Below are 15037 nucleotides of genomic sequence, written 5' to 3'. Positions count from 1 at the left end.
AGGAAGCAGGACCTCACGAGGCGGACGGGCCGCGCGCCTTGACCGCCTCGCCGCAATCCTCGATATCCCCCTGGCCGCGCAATTGATATTGCGTCGCAAAACCAAGTAGTCCGGGATTGCGGATGTTCTCACCGGTCACCTCCCTCGCGTTGCTCCTCTCGGTGGCCTCCCCGGCCCCGTCCACGCCGTCCCCTTCCGAGGGGCCCGCTCCGGCCTCGGCCACGGCGGAGGCCCCACCGAGCGACGAGGTCCAGGTGCCTCGGCGCCTCGACAGCGTCGGGGTCCCCTATCCCGAAGCCGAGCAGGCGGCCGGGCGCGAGGGCGAGGTCGTCCTTCGACTCACGCTCGATGAGCAGGGCACCGTGACGGACTCGGAGGTCGTCCGCTCCGCGGGCGCGGCCTTCGACGAAGCCGTGCGGACCACCAGCCTCTCCTTCAAGTTCGAGCCCGCGCGCGTCCGGGGCGAGGCCGTGGCGTGCCAGATTGAGCTGGCTCACACCTTCAAGCTCGACGCGCCCGCCTCGCCTCCCGTCCCCCAGGCGCCCATCACCGAGCCCACGGCGGAGCCTGGCGCGACAGCGGAGCCCACGCCGCCGGTCCCCGAGGAGAAGAAGCTGGAGACCACCGTCTCCGCGCGCTCGGACGCGGAAGAGCGGCGCCAGTCCGCCGAGGCCGTGAAAATCGTCAGCATCCAGCGCGCGCGCTCGCGCTCTGGAGATTTGGGCCAGGTGCTCGCCTCGCAGGAGGGCGTGGAGGTGCGGCGCACGGGTGGGCTCGGCAGCACCGCGCTGTTCGCGCTCAACGGCCTCACCGACGACCAGATTCGCTTCTTCCTCGACGGCGTGCCGCTGGACCTCTCGGGCTACCCCTTCGGCATCGCCAACGTGCCCGTCAACCTGGTGGACGCCATCCAGCTCTATCGGGGCGTGGTGCCGGTGCGCTACGGCGCGGACGCGCTCGGTGGCGCCGTCAACCTCACCTCCGCGCCACTGGAGACAGGCGCGCATGGGGCGGTGTCCCTCCAGGGTGGAGCCTTCGGCACCTTCCGTCTCACGCTCGGCGGCGGTTACAAGCCCGCCGAAGAGGGCTTCTACGCGCGGGCCCACTTCTTCGCGGACACCACGAACAACGACTACTCCGTCGACGTGGAGGCCGCGGACGACCGGGGCTCCATCCGTCCCGTCACCGTCAAGCGCTTCCACGACGGCTACGAGGCGCTCGGCGGTGGCGTCGAGGCGGGCTACACCGGCCTGTCCTGGGCGGACCGCATCGTCGTGCGCGCCTTCGGCTCCCAGCATGACAAGGAGCTGCAACACAACCTGGTGATGTCGGGCGCTCCCTACGGCGAGGCCCGCTACGACGCCGACTCGCTGGGCGCGCAGCTGCTCTACGCGAAGACGTTGTCGCCGAGCGCACGCCTGGATGTGCTGGCCGGCTACGCGTGGCAGGCCACGAGGCTCACGGACGTGGGCGAGTGGGTCTACGACTGGTTCGGAAACCGCGTCAATCCGCGCGAGGTCGCGGGCGAGCTGGGTGAAAGCCCCATCGACCAGACCGTCTGGCAGCAGTCCATCTACGGCCGCGTCAACGTGGGCTGGGACGTGGCGAAGCACCAGACGCTGCGGCTCGCCTTCGCTCCGACGCTGATGGTGCGGACCGGTGAGGAGCGGCGCAAGGTCAGCCCCAGCGACCCGGACCGGCTCGCTCCGGAGCGCTCCCAGCTCACCTTCGTCACCGGCCTCGAATACCAGGTCGACCTGCTCGACGACGCGCTGGAGGTCATCCTCTTCGGCAAGGACTACGTCTACGTGGCCAAGGCCGAGCAGCCGCTGGAGACGGGGGGCTGGCGCGACAAGGACCGCGACCTGCATCAGCTCGGAGGTGGCGCGGCGCTGCGGCTCCGGCTGGGCTCGCCCGTCTACCTCAAGGCCAGCTACGAGCGCGCCACGCGCCTGCCGCGCCCCGACGAGGTCTTCGGCAACGGCGTGCTCGTCCAGGAGAACCTCGACCTGGAACCGGAGCACAGCCACAACCTGAACCTGGGTCTCGCCACCGTGCCGCTGCGCACGAAGCTGGGCAGCTTCCGGGGCGAGCTCAACGGCTTCGCGCGCTTCGCGGACAACCTCATCCTGCTCGCTGGCAGGGACCGCGACTGGAGCTACCAGAACGTGTACGCGGCGCGGATTCTCGGCGTCGAGGGCTCGGCCGGGTGGAGTTCACCGGGCGGCCTCTTCAGCCTGGATGCCAACGCCACGGTGCAGAACCCACGCAACGCCTCCGGCCAGGGCACCTTCGGCGCCTTCGAGGGACGACGCCTGCCGAACCGTCCATGGCTCTTCGCCAACGCCACGGCCCGGGTGTCGCTGCGAGGGCTGGCGCTGGCGGAGGACGAGCTGTCACCGTTCTGGAGCACCCGCTATGTGAATGGCTTCTTCCGCAACTGGGAGGGCCTGGGCACGGTGGAGTCGAAGGACAAGATCTCCACCCAGTTCGTGCAGGCGGCGGGAGTCGGCTACCGCGTCCGGAGAGGCAAGCTCACCGCGGGGCTCACCGCCGAACTGGAGAACGTCACCGACGCGCGCGTCTTCGACTTCTTCGGCGTCGAGCGGCCCGGCCGCGCGGCCTGGCTCAAGGGCACGCTCGAGTACTGACGGACGGCAAGGACGACGCGCCCGGCCTCGAAAGAAGCCAGGCGCGTCAGGCACGACGGCTCAGCGCACCTTCACGAACTGGTACGCCCAGCCCTGCGTCTCGAAGCGCTTCACCGCCGCGCCGCTGACGCCCAGCTCCCAGATGGCCGTCTTGCTGTAGTCCGCCGTGGGCAGCAGCAGGAACGTCCGGCCGTCCAGCGCGAAGGAGTAGTAACCGCCCGCGATGAAGCCGAGCTCCTCGATGGGCGACGCCGTGCCAGCCTCCAGGTTCACCCGCCACAGCTTCCAGTGCAGGCCGCCGGTGATGTCGGTGGCCTTGGTGTTCGCGTCGATGGTCATGTCCTCGTCGTGGAACACGGCGACGACGCCGGTGCCGTTGCCCAGGTAGCGGAACGCCGCCGTCTGACGGCCGCCCACCAGCGAGGACAGCGAGCGCGTGAAGGTGGTGTCGATCTCCCGCGAGCCGGCCTTGATGCGCACCACGCAAGTGGCGGGCGCGGTCTCCTTGAGGACGGGCGCCGCGGAGCTGAACACCCAGTTGGAGAAGTAGAGGTTGCCGGCCTCGTCCTGCGTCGCCACGTCGAGCCCGGGGCACGGCGCGTCGAGCAGCTTCACCAGGCTGTCATCCGCCTTCGAATAGATGGCGATCTGCGAGGTGGGCAGGAAGTCGAAGTAGCTGCCATCCGTCCAGTAGAACGCCTGGAACACATCGTCACCGCGAACCACGCGGGCGCGGTCATAGCCCGTCTTCACCACCAGGCCATCGCGCTCGCGGACCAGGCCCGGCACCTCGGCGGGACCGGAGATTTGCATCGTCGAGGGATTCCAGATGATGCGCTTGGACTCCTCCAGCGACATGTACGCGGTGGTCGAGTCCACGAACTGGTTGAAGTAGAGCGGCGAGGTGGCGAGGCCGTAGCTGGCGAAGCTGATGCGCCCCGCGTCCTCCAGCGTGCCGTCGTCCTTCACCGTGTAGCGCGACACCTCGGGCGCCTCGCCCGCTCCGACGAAGAGCATCCCGTCGACGGCGCCAATCGTCGCGAAGCCGGAGTGCTCGCGGGCCTTCGTCAAATCCAGCCCGGTGATGTCCAGGGAGTTGAAGACGCTCACGTACGTGGCGCTTCCCGCCTGCGAGAAGACCGAGGTGGCCAGGCTGTACACGGGCTCCTTCGTATCGGACGGGCCCGGCGTCTTGTCGTCGTCGTCTCCGCAACCCACCAGGGTGGTGGTGAGCAGGAGGGTGGTGGCGGCGGATGCCGTGGCGAGACGGCGAAGGGTGCTCATGATGGACTCCATTGAGGGGGGTGAAGCGTGGAGGGTCAGGTCGGTACGGAGGCGGGAGCGTCCGGCTCGACGGTGGAAGGGGACGCCACGGGCGTGGGGCGCTGGAGGCGACGGATGCCGCGCGCCGCGCCAGCGAGGAGGAGCGCCAGCGCCATGAGGCCCAGCTCCGTCGCCAGCACATGCGCCGAGCCCGAAGCGAAGGGCAGCCGCCCCATCCTCGCCCCGTCGATGAGCGGGACGATGACGAGCAGCGCGCTGGCCGCCATGAGCAGGCGACGCGCATACCGCGCGGGCTCACCGTCGACGAAGGCGCCCGCGATTCCGAGCCCCCAGGCCGCGAGGAAGAAAGCGTGCTCCCAGCTCGGACGCGCGGACAACTCGGCGGGGAGCAGCTGGTTTGCGATGAAGAGGCTCGCGACGGCCAGCGCGAGTCCCGCGCAGAAGCCGGAGGTCAGCTTCGCGAGCACGCGGTCGAAGCGATTGGACGCCTTCGCGCGCCGCCGCTCCAGCCAGAGCAGGTTGCCCGCGAGGATGCCGAACGCGGAGACGAAGGCCAGCAGGGCGTAGAGTACCTTCGCGGGGAAGCTGGCCCAGGTGGCGAAGTGCAGCCCGTACAGCGGGTCCATCACCCGCGAATAGATTGTCCCTCCGCCCGTGTCGCGGGACCACAGCAGCTCGCCGGTCCGCGAGACGCGCACGTGGGTGAAGGCGTGGAGCGTGCCCTCGCGCTCCCCTGGAAGATGGACGGAGCCCTGCTCGTCACCGAGGTTGTCGAAGAAGAAATGGGAGTGCTCCGACGCGGGGAAGCGTTGCTTCGCCACCGAGAGCGCGTGGGCGAGGTCGGGAGCACCGGCGGGCTGGCCTGACGCGGCGGGCGGAGCCGGCCAATCCACGGCGCTCGCCTTCACCTGGGGGTCGCCATGCATCGACGTCTTCACCACGGCGGGCTCGAACCAGTCGTCGAGCCAGAGAATCCCGCCGGTGATTCCGAAGACGAGCAGGAAGGGCGCGCTGATGACGCCAATCACCTTGTGCGTGTCGGACCAGAACACCCGGCGCGCGGAACCCGGACGGAACCGCACGAGCTCGCGCATCATCCTGCCGAGTTGGAGCAGCAGCCCGGTCCCCACCAGCAGGACGAGCACGGCCGAGGCGAGCCCCGTCAGGTGCTGCCCTCCGGGTATCGGCTCCAGGAAGTGCATCGCGTTGAGGAACTCGCCCAGGTCGCTGCGCTCCCCGAGCTGGCGGCCGGTGACGGGATCCCACCAGAGCGGATGGATGGCGCCGTCGGTCATCCTCCACAGGCGCAGCCACGGCTCCTCTTCGGTGGGCAGGGAGATGCCGAACCAGACCGGGCGCGACGCGGCCTCCGTGTCGGCCAGCCGCTGCGCGAGCGCGACGGCCTGCGCCTCCGGGACGGCGATGGGCGCGCGGAACGTGGGCTCCTGCCAGGGCGACAGCTCCTCCGCGAAGAGGGCGAAGGCCCCCAGGAAGAACGTCACGAACAGGACCAGGGACGACAGCACGCCGGCCCACGCGTGGGCATCCCAGAGAATCTCGTAGGCACGAGCGGAGAGCTTCACGCGAGCACCAGGACGACGGTCGCCACGGCGGCGACCCCGGCGGAGACCGCCCAGGCACGCATGGCGCTCCGGGCAAGCAATGCCAGACACACGGCGGTGGCGGCGGCGGGCAGGACGGCGAGCACCGCGATGAGCAACCGGACATCCGCGGGCACGGGTAACACCGCCGGTACGGCCAGGCTCGCGAGCACCGCGGCCCCGGGAGCGCCCGTCACGGCGGCGGCGATACGGCCGGCTCCATGCTGGTGGGCCATCAGGCGCCTCCCCACCACAACACCGCGAGCGCCAGCGCGCCCAGCGGCCACACATACCGCGTGGCACGAGGCCACAGCGGCACCGCGAGCGCGAGGAGCGGGACGACCAGCATCGCCAGCACGGCGGCGCAGGTCAGCCCCACCGCGAGCCCCTGGGCCTTCACCGCGAACCCCACGGAGGCGAGGAGGCAGAACGCCCCCAGCGCCCTCCCCCACGGGCGATGACCGTCCAGCAGCGGAGGAAGCGCGACGCCACGGAGCACGGCGAGGCCCAGCACCATCAGCAGGGTCGATGTCGCCATGTCCTCCTCGCGGGCCGGCAATTGAGAATGACTCGCAATTGCGAATCGCGAGCAGTTCAACCGCACCCACGCGAGGATGTCAAGGCGAGCCGTGAGCCCTGCCTGGAGAGGCACCGTCAATGCGAGGAACGCAGGTTTTGGGCGCCTGGATTCAAAGCAAGACGCCAGAAATCCAAGGCTTGGGAGGGCGGGCAGGAAGACGAGCGTGGCTCTCCCGCTCGGCGCGACCGAGGGCGATGGTGGCCCGCGCCGGGAGCGAAGACAGAAGCGGCTCGGGGGGGTACCTGTGCAACCCAATAAGACGCGAAGGCGCCCCCGGTGTCATCGAGGGCGTCTACACCACGCCGCACAAGCGCTGCCTCGGCGGCAACGACTGACGCGGCTCAGGGCGCGTTGAAGAGACTCGGGTCGCCCTGGCGGGAGCGGAACAGGTCGACGATGTAGTTCATGCGCTGGTCGAACTTGGACCAGTCATTGGCCGAGGAGCCCTTCAGCGAGTTGGGCGTCTTGTCGTACTGGGACAGGAGCTTGTTCAGCTCGCCGCTCTCGATGGTGCGCAGGTGTTCGGGGAACGCGCCCTGCGCCCCGGGCTTCACGTCGTCACCCAGGCTCAGGCTGCCCTCCGGCAGGCCAATCTTCATCATGTGCTCGGTGGCGAACTTGCGGAACTGCCCCGTCAGGCTGTTCACGACACTGTCCACCGCCTTGTCGACCAGACCCGTTGCCTTGGCGCCCTTGTAGGCGAGGTTCGCCGGGAAGGGCAGCGCATTGCCAGCCGCGTCGAGCGTAGCCTTGACGATGGGAGCAAAGGTCTCCTTGAGCGGAGCGTTGAGGGCGCGCTCGACCTCGCCTTGAATCAGGCTCTGCTCGTGGACGCCAACCTTGTCATTGGCGGAGAGCATCAGCTCCGCCTTCTTGTTCGGGTCCTTCTCGAACATCGCCTTGGCGTAGTCAGAGAAGGCGGCCTTGAGGTTCTCCTTCCCGGGCGGGAAGCCCTCCAGGTACTTCTCCACCTTGGCGGCGTCGTACTTCGTGTCGCCCTTGAAGGTCTCCGTGAAGCGCTGGAACTCCGGCGCGATGTCCCGGAAGAGCTTCTGGTTGCCATCCGCGATGGCATCACTGACACGGTTCAGCGCGTCCCGGATGGGGACCTTCAGGGCCTCCGTCAGCGCCGGGGCCAGGGGATTGATGGCACCCAGGCCGATGTTCGTCAGAGCGCCGAGCCACTTGTTGTCGCCCTTGAGCTGGTCCATGAAGGCCTTCGGCAGATCCTCCTGCCGGATGCTCACGCCCGCCTGCTTCGAAGCCCAGACACCAAACGTGGCCCAGTTGGCGTTCTCCTTGCCCAGCAGGCCGGCCATCTGGTTGGAGAGCTCGTAGTAGCCCTGGGTGATGGCGTGGTTGCGCGCCACCGGGTCCTTCATGTTGGAGATGCCTTCTATGTCGACCTTGCCCGGCACGGGCGCCTTGACGGGGACCGTCGGATTCAGCTCCACGGGCGCCTTGGCCGGTGACCTGGACTCGAACCGCGACTCGTCGCGCAACAGGCGCTTCGGGGCGGCCTCCTCGGCCTTCGCGGGAGCATTCTTGGGCAGAGGCTCGGGGACAAAAACCTGCTGCTGACGGCGGCGGGTCAGGTCTTGGATGGCGCTCATGACCAGATTATCGAGAAGCGCGAATTCGGGTTGCGCGTCTGGGGTCGGATTCCTCCCCCGGGTCGAAGCAGCGCCATGAAAAGAACCCCTCGGGTTGTCCGTGGTCGCCGCGCGTCAAATGACAGGAAATGACTGCCACTCAATGGACGTCAGCGTACAGCCGTCACGTCCACACCAGCTTCCCCACCGCGCCATGCAGGATTTCGAGCTGGCGCGGCACCCGCTCCACCAACGGCCCCGATACCGGGTCGTTCGCGATGCGGCGCAACGGCAGCTCTGGCATCGGCGGGGGCGTCTGTCCCTGATTCAGCGAGTCCGCGAGCACATCCAGCGTCCCGCTCGCCTTGTGCGCCACCACGTCCAGCACCTCCGACGATGGAATCACGGCCTTCTGCTCGCCCAGCGCCGTCACCGACGCGGCGAGCCTGCGTGAGTACGTCAGCAGCGCCATCGCGGGCTCCAGCCGGTGCGCCGGTCCTCGATACTCCGCCATCAGCCGCTCGAAGGACGCCTCCGCGTCAATCATCGCGAGCCCCAGGTCCCTGCGCGCCGCGCTGACCTTCGGCTCGGTGCCGCTGCGGCTCGCCGCCACCTGCCGGAAGTAGTTTCCATCCGCTCGCAGCATCGTCGCCGCGGCATCCGGGAAACGCCTGCGCTCCGGATACGGCCACAACAGCCACACCCCCGCGAGCGCCAACACACACGCCACCAGCACGCCCAGCGCCCGGTTCTCCGCGACAGTCCAATCCCCCGCGCTCAGCGTCGCCAGCAGCAGGAAGTCCGGCGTGAGCAGAATCTGGAACGCACCAAAATTGAGCGGCAACAACGACACGGAGACCGCTGTCAGCACCCCAATCACCAGAATCAACACCAGCGGAGACCCCACCCCGGTGGCAATCACCGCCGCGAGCGTCCCGCCCAGCAACGTCCCCGTCACACGCTGGAGCGCACGCTCCTCCGTGTTCGCCGAGTAGGGCTGAAGAATGCCGATGGCGGAGAGCACCACCCAGTACGCCTCGCCCAACCCCAGCACCCGCGTGAGCACCAGCGCCAGACAGGCGACCGTCCCCGCTCGCAACGCATGCCGGAGCACCACGGACCGCGAATTCAGGTTCGCACGCAACGTCTCCAGCAACGGGCGGCGCTGGCTCGCCAGCAACAGGGACCGGGGATGCCCCAGTGCCACCGGGTCGCCACGCCGCATCGCCATGGCGGCTCGCTGCGCCGCGACGGCGTGTCCTTTCAGCCGCGTCAGCAACTCCGTCACGGAAGCGGGAACCACTCGCAGCCATTTCCCTCGGAGCCCCAGTTCCTCACGGTGGGTGGGAAAGCGCGGCCAGTAGACAGCCGCCGTGTCCGGTGCGAGTGACACCGTCGCCACCCGCTGGGAGATCTCCGCGTACCAGTCACACGCGCGCGCCACCTGCTCCCGCACGGGACGGAGCCTGCGCTCGGGGCTTGCCACCTCCATCGCCTGGGCCAGGGCGAACAACACCCCCAACACCTGCTCGCTCACCTCCAGGAGCACGAGCAGGTGCTCACCTCGCCGCGATTCATCGGAGCGCCCTACCCGCGTGGACGCCAGCGTCTGTCGAGCCCCCTCTATCTTCGCGCGCAGCGGTAGATGCCGCGTCCAGTTCCACCGCATGCGCCCCCAGCGACGCCACGAAGATGACCGCGAGCTTCTCGCCCACCGAACCCGCCGTGTCGCCGTAACACCGGGCGAACGTCAGGACGAAGACCCCCACCAGGAGCAGAGTCGCATCCACGAGCAGGCGCCCGCCCGCCAGCGCGGCGATGACTCCCACGAGGGCTCCAAGCACCGTCACCGTGCCCATCACCCGAGCCCTGCCCCGATACGCCCCTCCGGGATTCGCCAGCGTCACGAGCAATCCGGTGAGCCCCAGCCAACCCGCGTCCTTGAAGCCCAGCAACGTGGCGAGCGAGTACGGAATGGTGACGGCCAGCGCCGCGCGAACACCGGCCGCCCACGCCGGCCTGCCCGGCTGGAGTCGGAAGAATCTCCGGATGTGGCGCAAGAGACGATGCATCCGCGAGCCTCCCCTGTCCGCGATGAATGTCCTCATGTGCTCACGCACCGCGTCGCCCGACAGCTCCCCCCGCTCGCAGGGGCGCCCGCTGGGCGACATGGACAGCGAGGCACGCGCCTCCGGCACGCTCTCGCGATGAACAGGCGGCACCCCCCAGCCACACGGTCCGCGCGATGACCTCAGCCCAGAAGCCGCCAAGGCCCTTGCTGGAGTCGCCTCCTCACGTGAGGGGGCCGCCCCCGCTGACCAGGCGACTCCCGCCCCTGTGCATCGACCTCATGCAAGAACAGCTCATGGGCCGCCGTCATCAATGCCTCCCGCGCTCGCCTGCGCGTGGCATCGGCGGCTCAGTAGCCCACGTGCAACCGGCCCGGAGGCAGCGCCGCCTCCAGTCGCTGCGCTTCCGTCGCGGGAAACTTGTCCAGGCCCACCTTGAACTGCTTGAGGCGCGCGAGCGGAGTGAGGTCCGCGGGCAGTTCGGGTACCTCGCCCTGGAAGAAGCCGGAGTGGGTCAGCTTCGGCATCCGGCCCAGACCCTCCACCAGCGCCCGCAGCTTCTCCGGCGGCGTCTTGAAGAAGCGCCACCACCAGAGCTTCTTGAGCTTCGGCAGTCGCGTCAGCACCTCCGGGAAGCCGTCCAACCCCTTGGCGTCCAGGTACAGCTCCTCCAGGGACTCCAGCTCGCTGAACTCATCCGGAAGACGGGTGAGCTTGTCGCAGTAGCGCAGGCTCAGCTTCTTGAGCACGGGAAGCCGACACAACTCCACGGGCAGCGCGCCCACCGGCAAGCTCTCCAGACTCAGGGAGCGCAGCGCTCGCAACTCACCGATGCGCGGTGAAATCACCTCGATGGGATTGGAGTCCAGCGTGAGGCCTTCCAGCCCCGTGAGGGAGAAGACCTCCTCGGGAATGACCTTCAGCTTCTTGAGCGAGAGCCCGAGCCGAGGCGCCTTCTCTCCCTTCGCCACCTTCTCCTTCGCGGCGGCGATCGCCTTCTCCACCGGGCCCAGCCGCGTGTCAGCCAGGACGGGCTTTCCCGCGCGCAGCATCGCGCGCAGCGCCCTTCCGTCCAGCGTCGAGTCGAAGACGCCGTCCTCGTCCTCGTCCTCGTCCTCGTCCGTCCACGCCCCCGGAAGCAGCGCCTCATGCGGCGCCAACGTCTGACGCGGCTTGCCCGGCGCGGTGAGCTTGCTGCCCACGAGGACGTCCACGTCGAGCGCGCCTTTCACGTGGAGGTGGTGGTGCTCCTCGACGAGCACCCGGGCCTTCAATCCGCCCCCCACCCAGAAGACGTCGTCGCCCAACGAGTCTCCGAAGAGGAGCCCTCGAATCCGGACGTCGCCCGCGATGAACATGGCCGAGAGCGTCACCACGTTCTCCACCTCCAGGTCGCCCAGGACGACGAGGAGCGTGTGGTCGGCCGCGTGTCCATCCTCCAGCAGCCCCTTCAGCCTGAGGCTTCCGGAGACGACGAGCGGCCGGGGCCCGACAACCAGCGTGTCCGCCTCCAGGTCACCTTCGTGGAAGAGGACGCCTCCATCCGTGACGCCCTTCCACCAGGAGGACAGCTTCTGACGCCACTCGGGCGTCGTGGCGGTCTCCACTTTCGACCAGGCTTCCCGCTCGGAGACCTCACGCCCCCAACTCGTCACCGCACCCTGCTTCGCCGCCATGTCCCTGAAGCTCCCAGCGAAAGTTTCCCAGCGCGGGCATCAGTTCATGAACGATGGCGGGCATCAACTCTCCGCTCCCCCAGCGCCCTGCCCTCCAGGCCCCGGAACGACAAACACAGACGCGGCTGGCTTCGCGTCTCACCGGGGCCACCCTGCCCGTGCGTCAACGCCTCGCCCGCGCCGCGGCGACAATCCAGTTCCTGAACTCAACGGCGAGGTGCTGGCGGTGCTCCTCGAGGATGTCCTCCGGGCAGGCTGCGGGGAAATAGCAGGTCAGGTTCGCGTTGAAGCCCTCATCGGTGTCGCCGAACTGGGTCAGCACCCGGCCAACCAGCGTGCCGTCCGCCAGGTGCATGGCGCCGAGCCTGCGGAACGGGTAGTCGGACTCGGGCAGCAATTCGTTGCGCACCTCCGTGGCCCAGCTCGGAGCCGTGTCGAAGCCTGGAAGCACGACTCGGCAGACATGGGGGCCGAGATTCTCGACGATGGTCACCGTCCAATCCGCGTTGGGGGCAATCACGTAGTGTTCCGGTTCGCCCGCCAAGAGCACGTTCTCGTCACTGAAGCTGTTCTCGAGCCAGTGTACGAACTGCGCGGCCTTGAGGCCTCGAACAGCCAGCACGGTGGTGCCGGAGATGAACTTCCCCGCGGAGGCCTCGGCCCTCTCGCGGAGGAACGCGTTGCCTGCCTTGATATCTTCGCCCAGAAGGTCCAGCAGTCCTTGCCGCCCGATGCGGGCCTTGAGCAACGCGAGCGCCCGGCGTGCGACGACGAGCTCGAAGTCATCGACCCCACCCGCAGAGGTGGGCCCTGACACGAGTTCGACAGCAAAAGCCGTCGTCTCTCGTGGGCCCGTTCGTTCTTGGCTGGTCATTCTTCAGCTCCTCGCCTGGACGGGCAGTTGCAGGTAGGAGGCGTGCTCGCCGCCGGTGTGGATGACGTGCCGTCCGCTGTTGGCGGGGGTGTACTCGCGGATCGCGGGCATCATCGTTCCCAGAAGGCTCCTGCCGCTGATGACGAAGCGGAGCTGTTCGCCGGGGTGGAACGCGAGGCCCATCGGAAGCAGATCGATCTCGACCTCGACGACCTCACCGGGCGAGAGCTTCTCGATTCTGTCGAAGCTGTGGGCGGGCACGGCGTCGGTCGACAGCGTCTCGTCCAGGTGGCGCAGCGAGACACGGAGGCGTCCGTCCGAGCCCTTGTACCGAAGGATTGAAGCGCCGCGTTCGGTGACGTCCTGCACCAGCGCGCCCTGGTTGGGCACGGTGAACTGCTGCAGGGGCGTGCCGTACGCATCGAGCTTCTGGACGAGGACGAAGAGGTCCATGTCGTCGGAGCCACGCGCCTCGACCCAGAGGTGCGCCTTCGGGTAGCCGACCAGGACGGTCTCCGTGTCGAAGCGCGTGATGAACGACACCACATCGGGGTTGGAGCTCACGTCGTAGCTCGCCGTCGCTTCACCGGTCGGTGCTGTCGTGGTCAACGAGCGCGAGCGGCCATCGAGGTAGTACTTCGTCGGCGCGACGCCCTTTGGAGGGAACTCGTCAGCACCGACTCCGACCTGGTCGCCACCTTGGAGATCAAGGACGGAGTACCGGACGCGCGGCGTCTGCTCCCACCCGTTGTCCTCACCCTTCAGGTAGCGGTCGAAGAAGCGGCGCAGCTCCTCCCTGTTCGCCTCGTCGTAGTAGTCGGGCCACTCCTGGGAGTTGTGGATGCGGAGCCACTTCTCCTTCGAGGCCATCCGGCGCCAGGCGCGGAACGTGCCCGCCGTGTGCAGGGTGTTCGAGTAGCTGGCCACGACGTATGCCGGAACGGTGATGCGGTCGAAGCGCGGGATCTTCTCCTCCCACAGGTCCGTCATGAGGGGATACCGCTCGGCCTCCGCGAGGAGGTCCTCCTTGCGCCCCTTGCCCCAGTAGCTGTTGTCCTGCAGCTGCCTCGCGAACCCGGTGTCGGGCATGCCGCCGCGCAGGACGAGGTCCCGGTAGACGTCGCTGACGCCCTCCCACGGGTTGATCGCCGCGAGGTGCTGGGGCTGTTCGGCGGCGGTGAACCACTGCGACACCGCGAGATAGGACGTCCCGCTCATCGCGACCTTGCCGGTGCACCACTCCTGGACGGCCAGCCACTCAATCAGGTCGTGACAGTCGCGGCCCTCCTGGCGATCCCAGACGACGCTGTCCCCCTCGGAGTCGACCACGCCCCGAATGTCTGGATTGCAAATCGCATAGCCCCGCGCGCACCAGTACGCCGGGTCCGGCCCCTCGAACTTCTCCAGCCCCGACACAATCCCGTTGTCGAGCCCGACCATCTGGAAGATGCCCATCACGCTCGGAGAGGTCCCCTGGCCCTTCCCGTATGGACTCCAGGCCACGATGACCGGCACCTTCCGCGTGCCGGCGGGACGAAGCACATCGACGTAGATCTTCACGCCGTCCCTCAAGGTGACGGCGACGTCCTTCTCCAGGACGATTTCGACCGGCAATGGCTGGAACGGGGGCGCGAGCCGGAATCCGACTGGCAAGGTCCGGGTGCCTGGAGCAAACCCGCTCAAGACGCCGTACCTGGCACCCGGAGCCAACGGCTGGGACGGTACGAACACCTTCTGGTCATCACTCATGACGAGCTCCTCGTGTCTCTTCAACCAGGGACCGGCCCCGTGTCGGTCCTCGTCCTTCGGGCCTCGGACATGGATATCCGCACTCCCGACACCCTTGCTATAAAGAACGAACATTCTGTTTGTCAAGGCAGTCTCAGGTGTGGATAGGCTGCTGTCATGCCCAGGCTGAGCGAAGGTTCGAGGCAGCGGCGGCGCGAAAGCATCGCGGCTGCCGCCATGCGCTGCTTCGCTCGTCAGGGCGTCGCCGGCACCTCGATGGCGGACATCATCCGTGAGGCGGACTCATCCGCCGGCTCGGTCTACTCGCACTTCACGAGCAAGGTAGAGCTCCTGCGCTTCGCGGCCTCGACCGCGCTGAGCGAGTTGGTCGCGACCGTGAGCGACGAGCTCCCCGCGGAGCGCACGCCTGCCAGCGTCCTCGCGCACCTGCTGCGGTCGAGGAGCGACAAGGCGCACGCGCAGACCCTCCTCCAGATATGGGCGGATGGTCCTCGCGACGCGGAGATTGAAGAGATTGCACGGGACAGCGTGATTGAGTTTCGCGCACTCGTGCGGACGGCATTGCTGCCCTGGTGTCAGGAGCCCGCCCGCGCGAGAAAGAGGCCTCCAGACATCGCGGCGGACGAGATTTCCGACGCCATCGTCACCGCCGTTCAGGGCTACGTGGTCAGAGTCAGCATCGACCGCAAGCTCGACAGTGAACTCGTCGCGAGCCGCCTGATATCCGTCTTCGAGAAGGTCTGACCCCGCGTCCCGCGCTCAGGGTCGAGCGTTGTATTGCGCGTCGGTGACCTTCTCCAGCCACTCGACGCTCTTGCCATCCAATTGCTCCTGGATGGCCAGGTGGGTCATCGCCGTGGTGGGGGATGCGCCATGCCAGTGTTTCTGTCCGGGAGGCGTCCAGACGACATCTCCAGGCCGAATCTCCTCCACCGGCCCGCCCCACGCCTGCACCCGGCCC

At 68.1% G+C, this 15037-nt stretch carries 14 protein-coding genes; 2 read left to right on the top strand and 12 right to left on the bottom strand.

Annotation, left to right across the window (positions count from 1 at the left end):
• Positions 1-13: 13 nt before the first annotated feature.
• Complete coding sequence (locus HUW62_RS48900) at positions 14-139, bottom strand: hypothetical protein (protein ID WP_255203580.1); 126 nt, start codon at positions 137-139, stop codon at positions 14-16.
• Here HUW62_RS48900 and mxcH point away from each other — a divergent pair.
• The gene (mxcH, locus tag HUW62_RS22420; protein ID WP_176435568.1) at positions 123-2651 is read left to right on the top strand and encodes a TonB-dependent siderophore myxochelin receptor MxcH; all 2529 of its coding nucleotides are present in this window, start codon (positions 123-125) and stop codon (positions 2649-2651) included. The two genes, HUW62_RS48900 and mxcH, sit on opposite strands and share 17 nt — an antisense overlap.
• Positions 2652-2711: 60 nt before the next feature.
• Here mxcH and HUW62_RS22415 read toward each other — a convergent pair whose 3' ends face one another.
• The 10 genes from HUW62_RS22415 to HUW62_RS22375 form a co-directional block, all read right to left on the bottom strand.
• On the bottom strand, positions 2712-3935 hold the full coding sequence (locus tag HUW62_RS22415) for an MxcI (protein ID WP_163867556.1): 1224 nt from the start codon (positions 3933-3935) through the stop codon (positions 2712-2714).
• 35 nt (positions 3936-3970) lie between these two features.
• Positions 3971-5518 (bottom strand): PepSY-associated TM helix domain-containing protein, encoded by a 1548-nt coding sequence (locus HUW62_RS22410; RefSeq protein ID WP_176435567.1) that lies wholly within the window; start codon positions 5516-5518, stop codon positions 3971-3973.
• Positions 5515-5772 carry a hypothetical protein gene (locus HUW62_RS22405; RefSeq protein WP_163867554.1) on the bottom strand — a complete coding sequence of 86 codons (258 nt, stop codon included), beginning with the start codon at positions 5770-5772 and terminating at the stop codon, positions 5515-5517. The genes HUW62_RS22410 and HUW62_RS22405 overlap by 4 nt, the downstream gene beginning before the upstream one ends.
• Complete coding sequence (locus tag HUW62_RS22400) at positions 5772-6074, bottom strand: hypothetical protein (RefSeq protein WP_176435566.1); 303 nt, start codon at positions 6072-6074, stop codon at positions 5772-5774. Before HUW62_RS22400 ends, HUW62_RS22405 begins: the two co-directional genes overlap by 1 nt.
• A 383-nt stretch (positions 6075-6457) precedes the next feature.
• The gene (locus HUW62_RS22395; protein WP_176435565.1) at positions 6458-7729 is read right to left on the bottom strand and encodes a hypothetical protein; all 1272 of its coding nucleotides are present in this window, start codon (positions 7727-7729) and stop codon (positions 6458-6460) included.
• Between the two features lie 163 nt (positions 7730-7892).
• Positions 7893-9377 (bottom strand): FUSC family protein, encoded by a 1485-nt coding sequence (locus tag HUW62_RS22390; RefSeq protein ID WP_255203579.1) that lies wholly within the window; start codon positions 9375-9377, stop codon positions 7893-7895.
• Positions 9283-9780, bottom strand: a complete 498-nt coding sequence (locus HUW62_RS48895) for a hypothetical protein (protein WP_255203578.1) — start codon at positions 9778-9780, stop codon at positions 9283-9285. Before HUW62_RS48895 ends, HUW62_RS22390 begins: the two co-directional genes overlap by 95 nt.
• Positions 9781-10127: 347 nt before the next feature.
• Positions 10128-11453, bottom strand: coding sequence for a leucine-rich repeat domain-containing protein (locus HUW62_RS22385; protein ID WP_163867551.1), 1326 nt, complete (start codon positions 11451-11453; stop codon positions 10128-10130).
• Positions 11454-11616: 163 nt separating this feature from the next.
• Positions 11617-12201 carry a hypothetical protein gene (locus HUW62_RS22380; RefSeq protein ID WP_205522711.1) on the bottom strand — a complete coding sequence of 195 codons (585 nt, stop codon included), beginning with the start codon at positions 12199-12201 and terminating at the stop codon, positions 11617-11619.
• Between the two features lie 129 nt (positions 12202-12330).
• On the bottom strand, positions 12331-14076 hold the full coding sequence (locus tag HUW62_RS22375; RefSeq protein WP_163867549.1) for a CocE/NonD family hydrolase: 1746 nt from the start codon (positions 14074-14076) through the stop codon (positions 12331-12333).
• Positions 14077-14232: 156 nt separating this feature from the next.
• Here HUW62_RS22375 and HUW62_RS22370 point away from each other — a divergent pair, with 156 nt between their 5' ends.
• Positions 14233-14820 (top strand): TetR/AcrR family transcriptional regulator, encoded by a 588-nt coding sequence (locus tag HUW62_RS22370; RefSeq protein WP_255203577.1) that lies wholly within the window; start codon positions 14233-14235, stop codon positions 14818-14820.
• A gap of 15 nt (positions 14821-14835) precedes the next feature.
• Here the strand turns inward: HUW62_RS22370 and HUW62_RS22365 are convergent.
• A partial coding sequence (locus tag HUW62_RS22365) for a cupin domain-containing protein (RefSeq protein ID WP_176435564.1) occupies positions 14836-15037 on the bottom strand: 202 nt, incomplete at its 5' end.

The sequence above is a fragment of the Myxococcus sp. AM011 genome, assembly GCF_013372595.1.
Taxonomy (GTDB): Bacteria; Myxococcota; Myxococcia; order Myxococcales; family Myxococcaceae; genus Myxococcus; species Myxococcus eversor.
The sequence above is the reverse complement of the archived record's forward strand: the minus strand, read 5'-3'. Positions and strand labels throughout refer to the sequence as shown.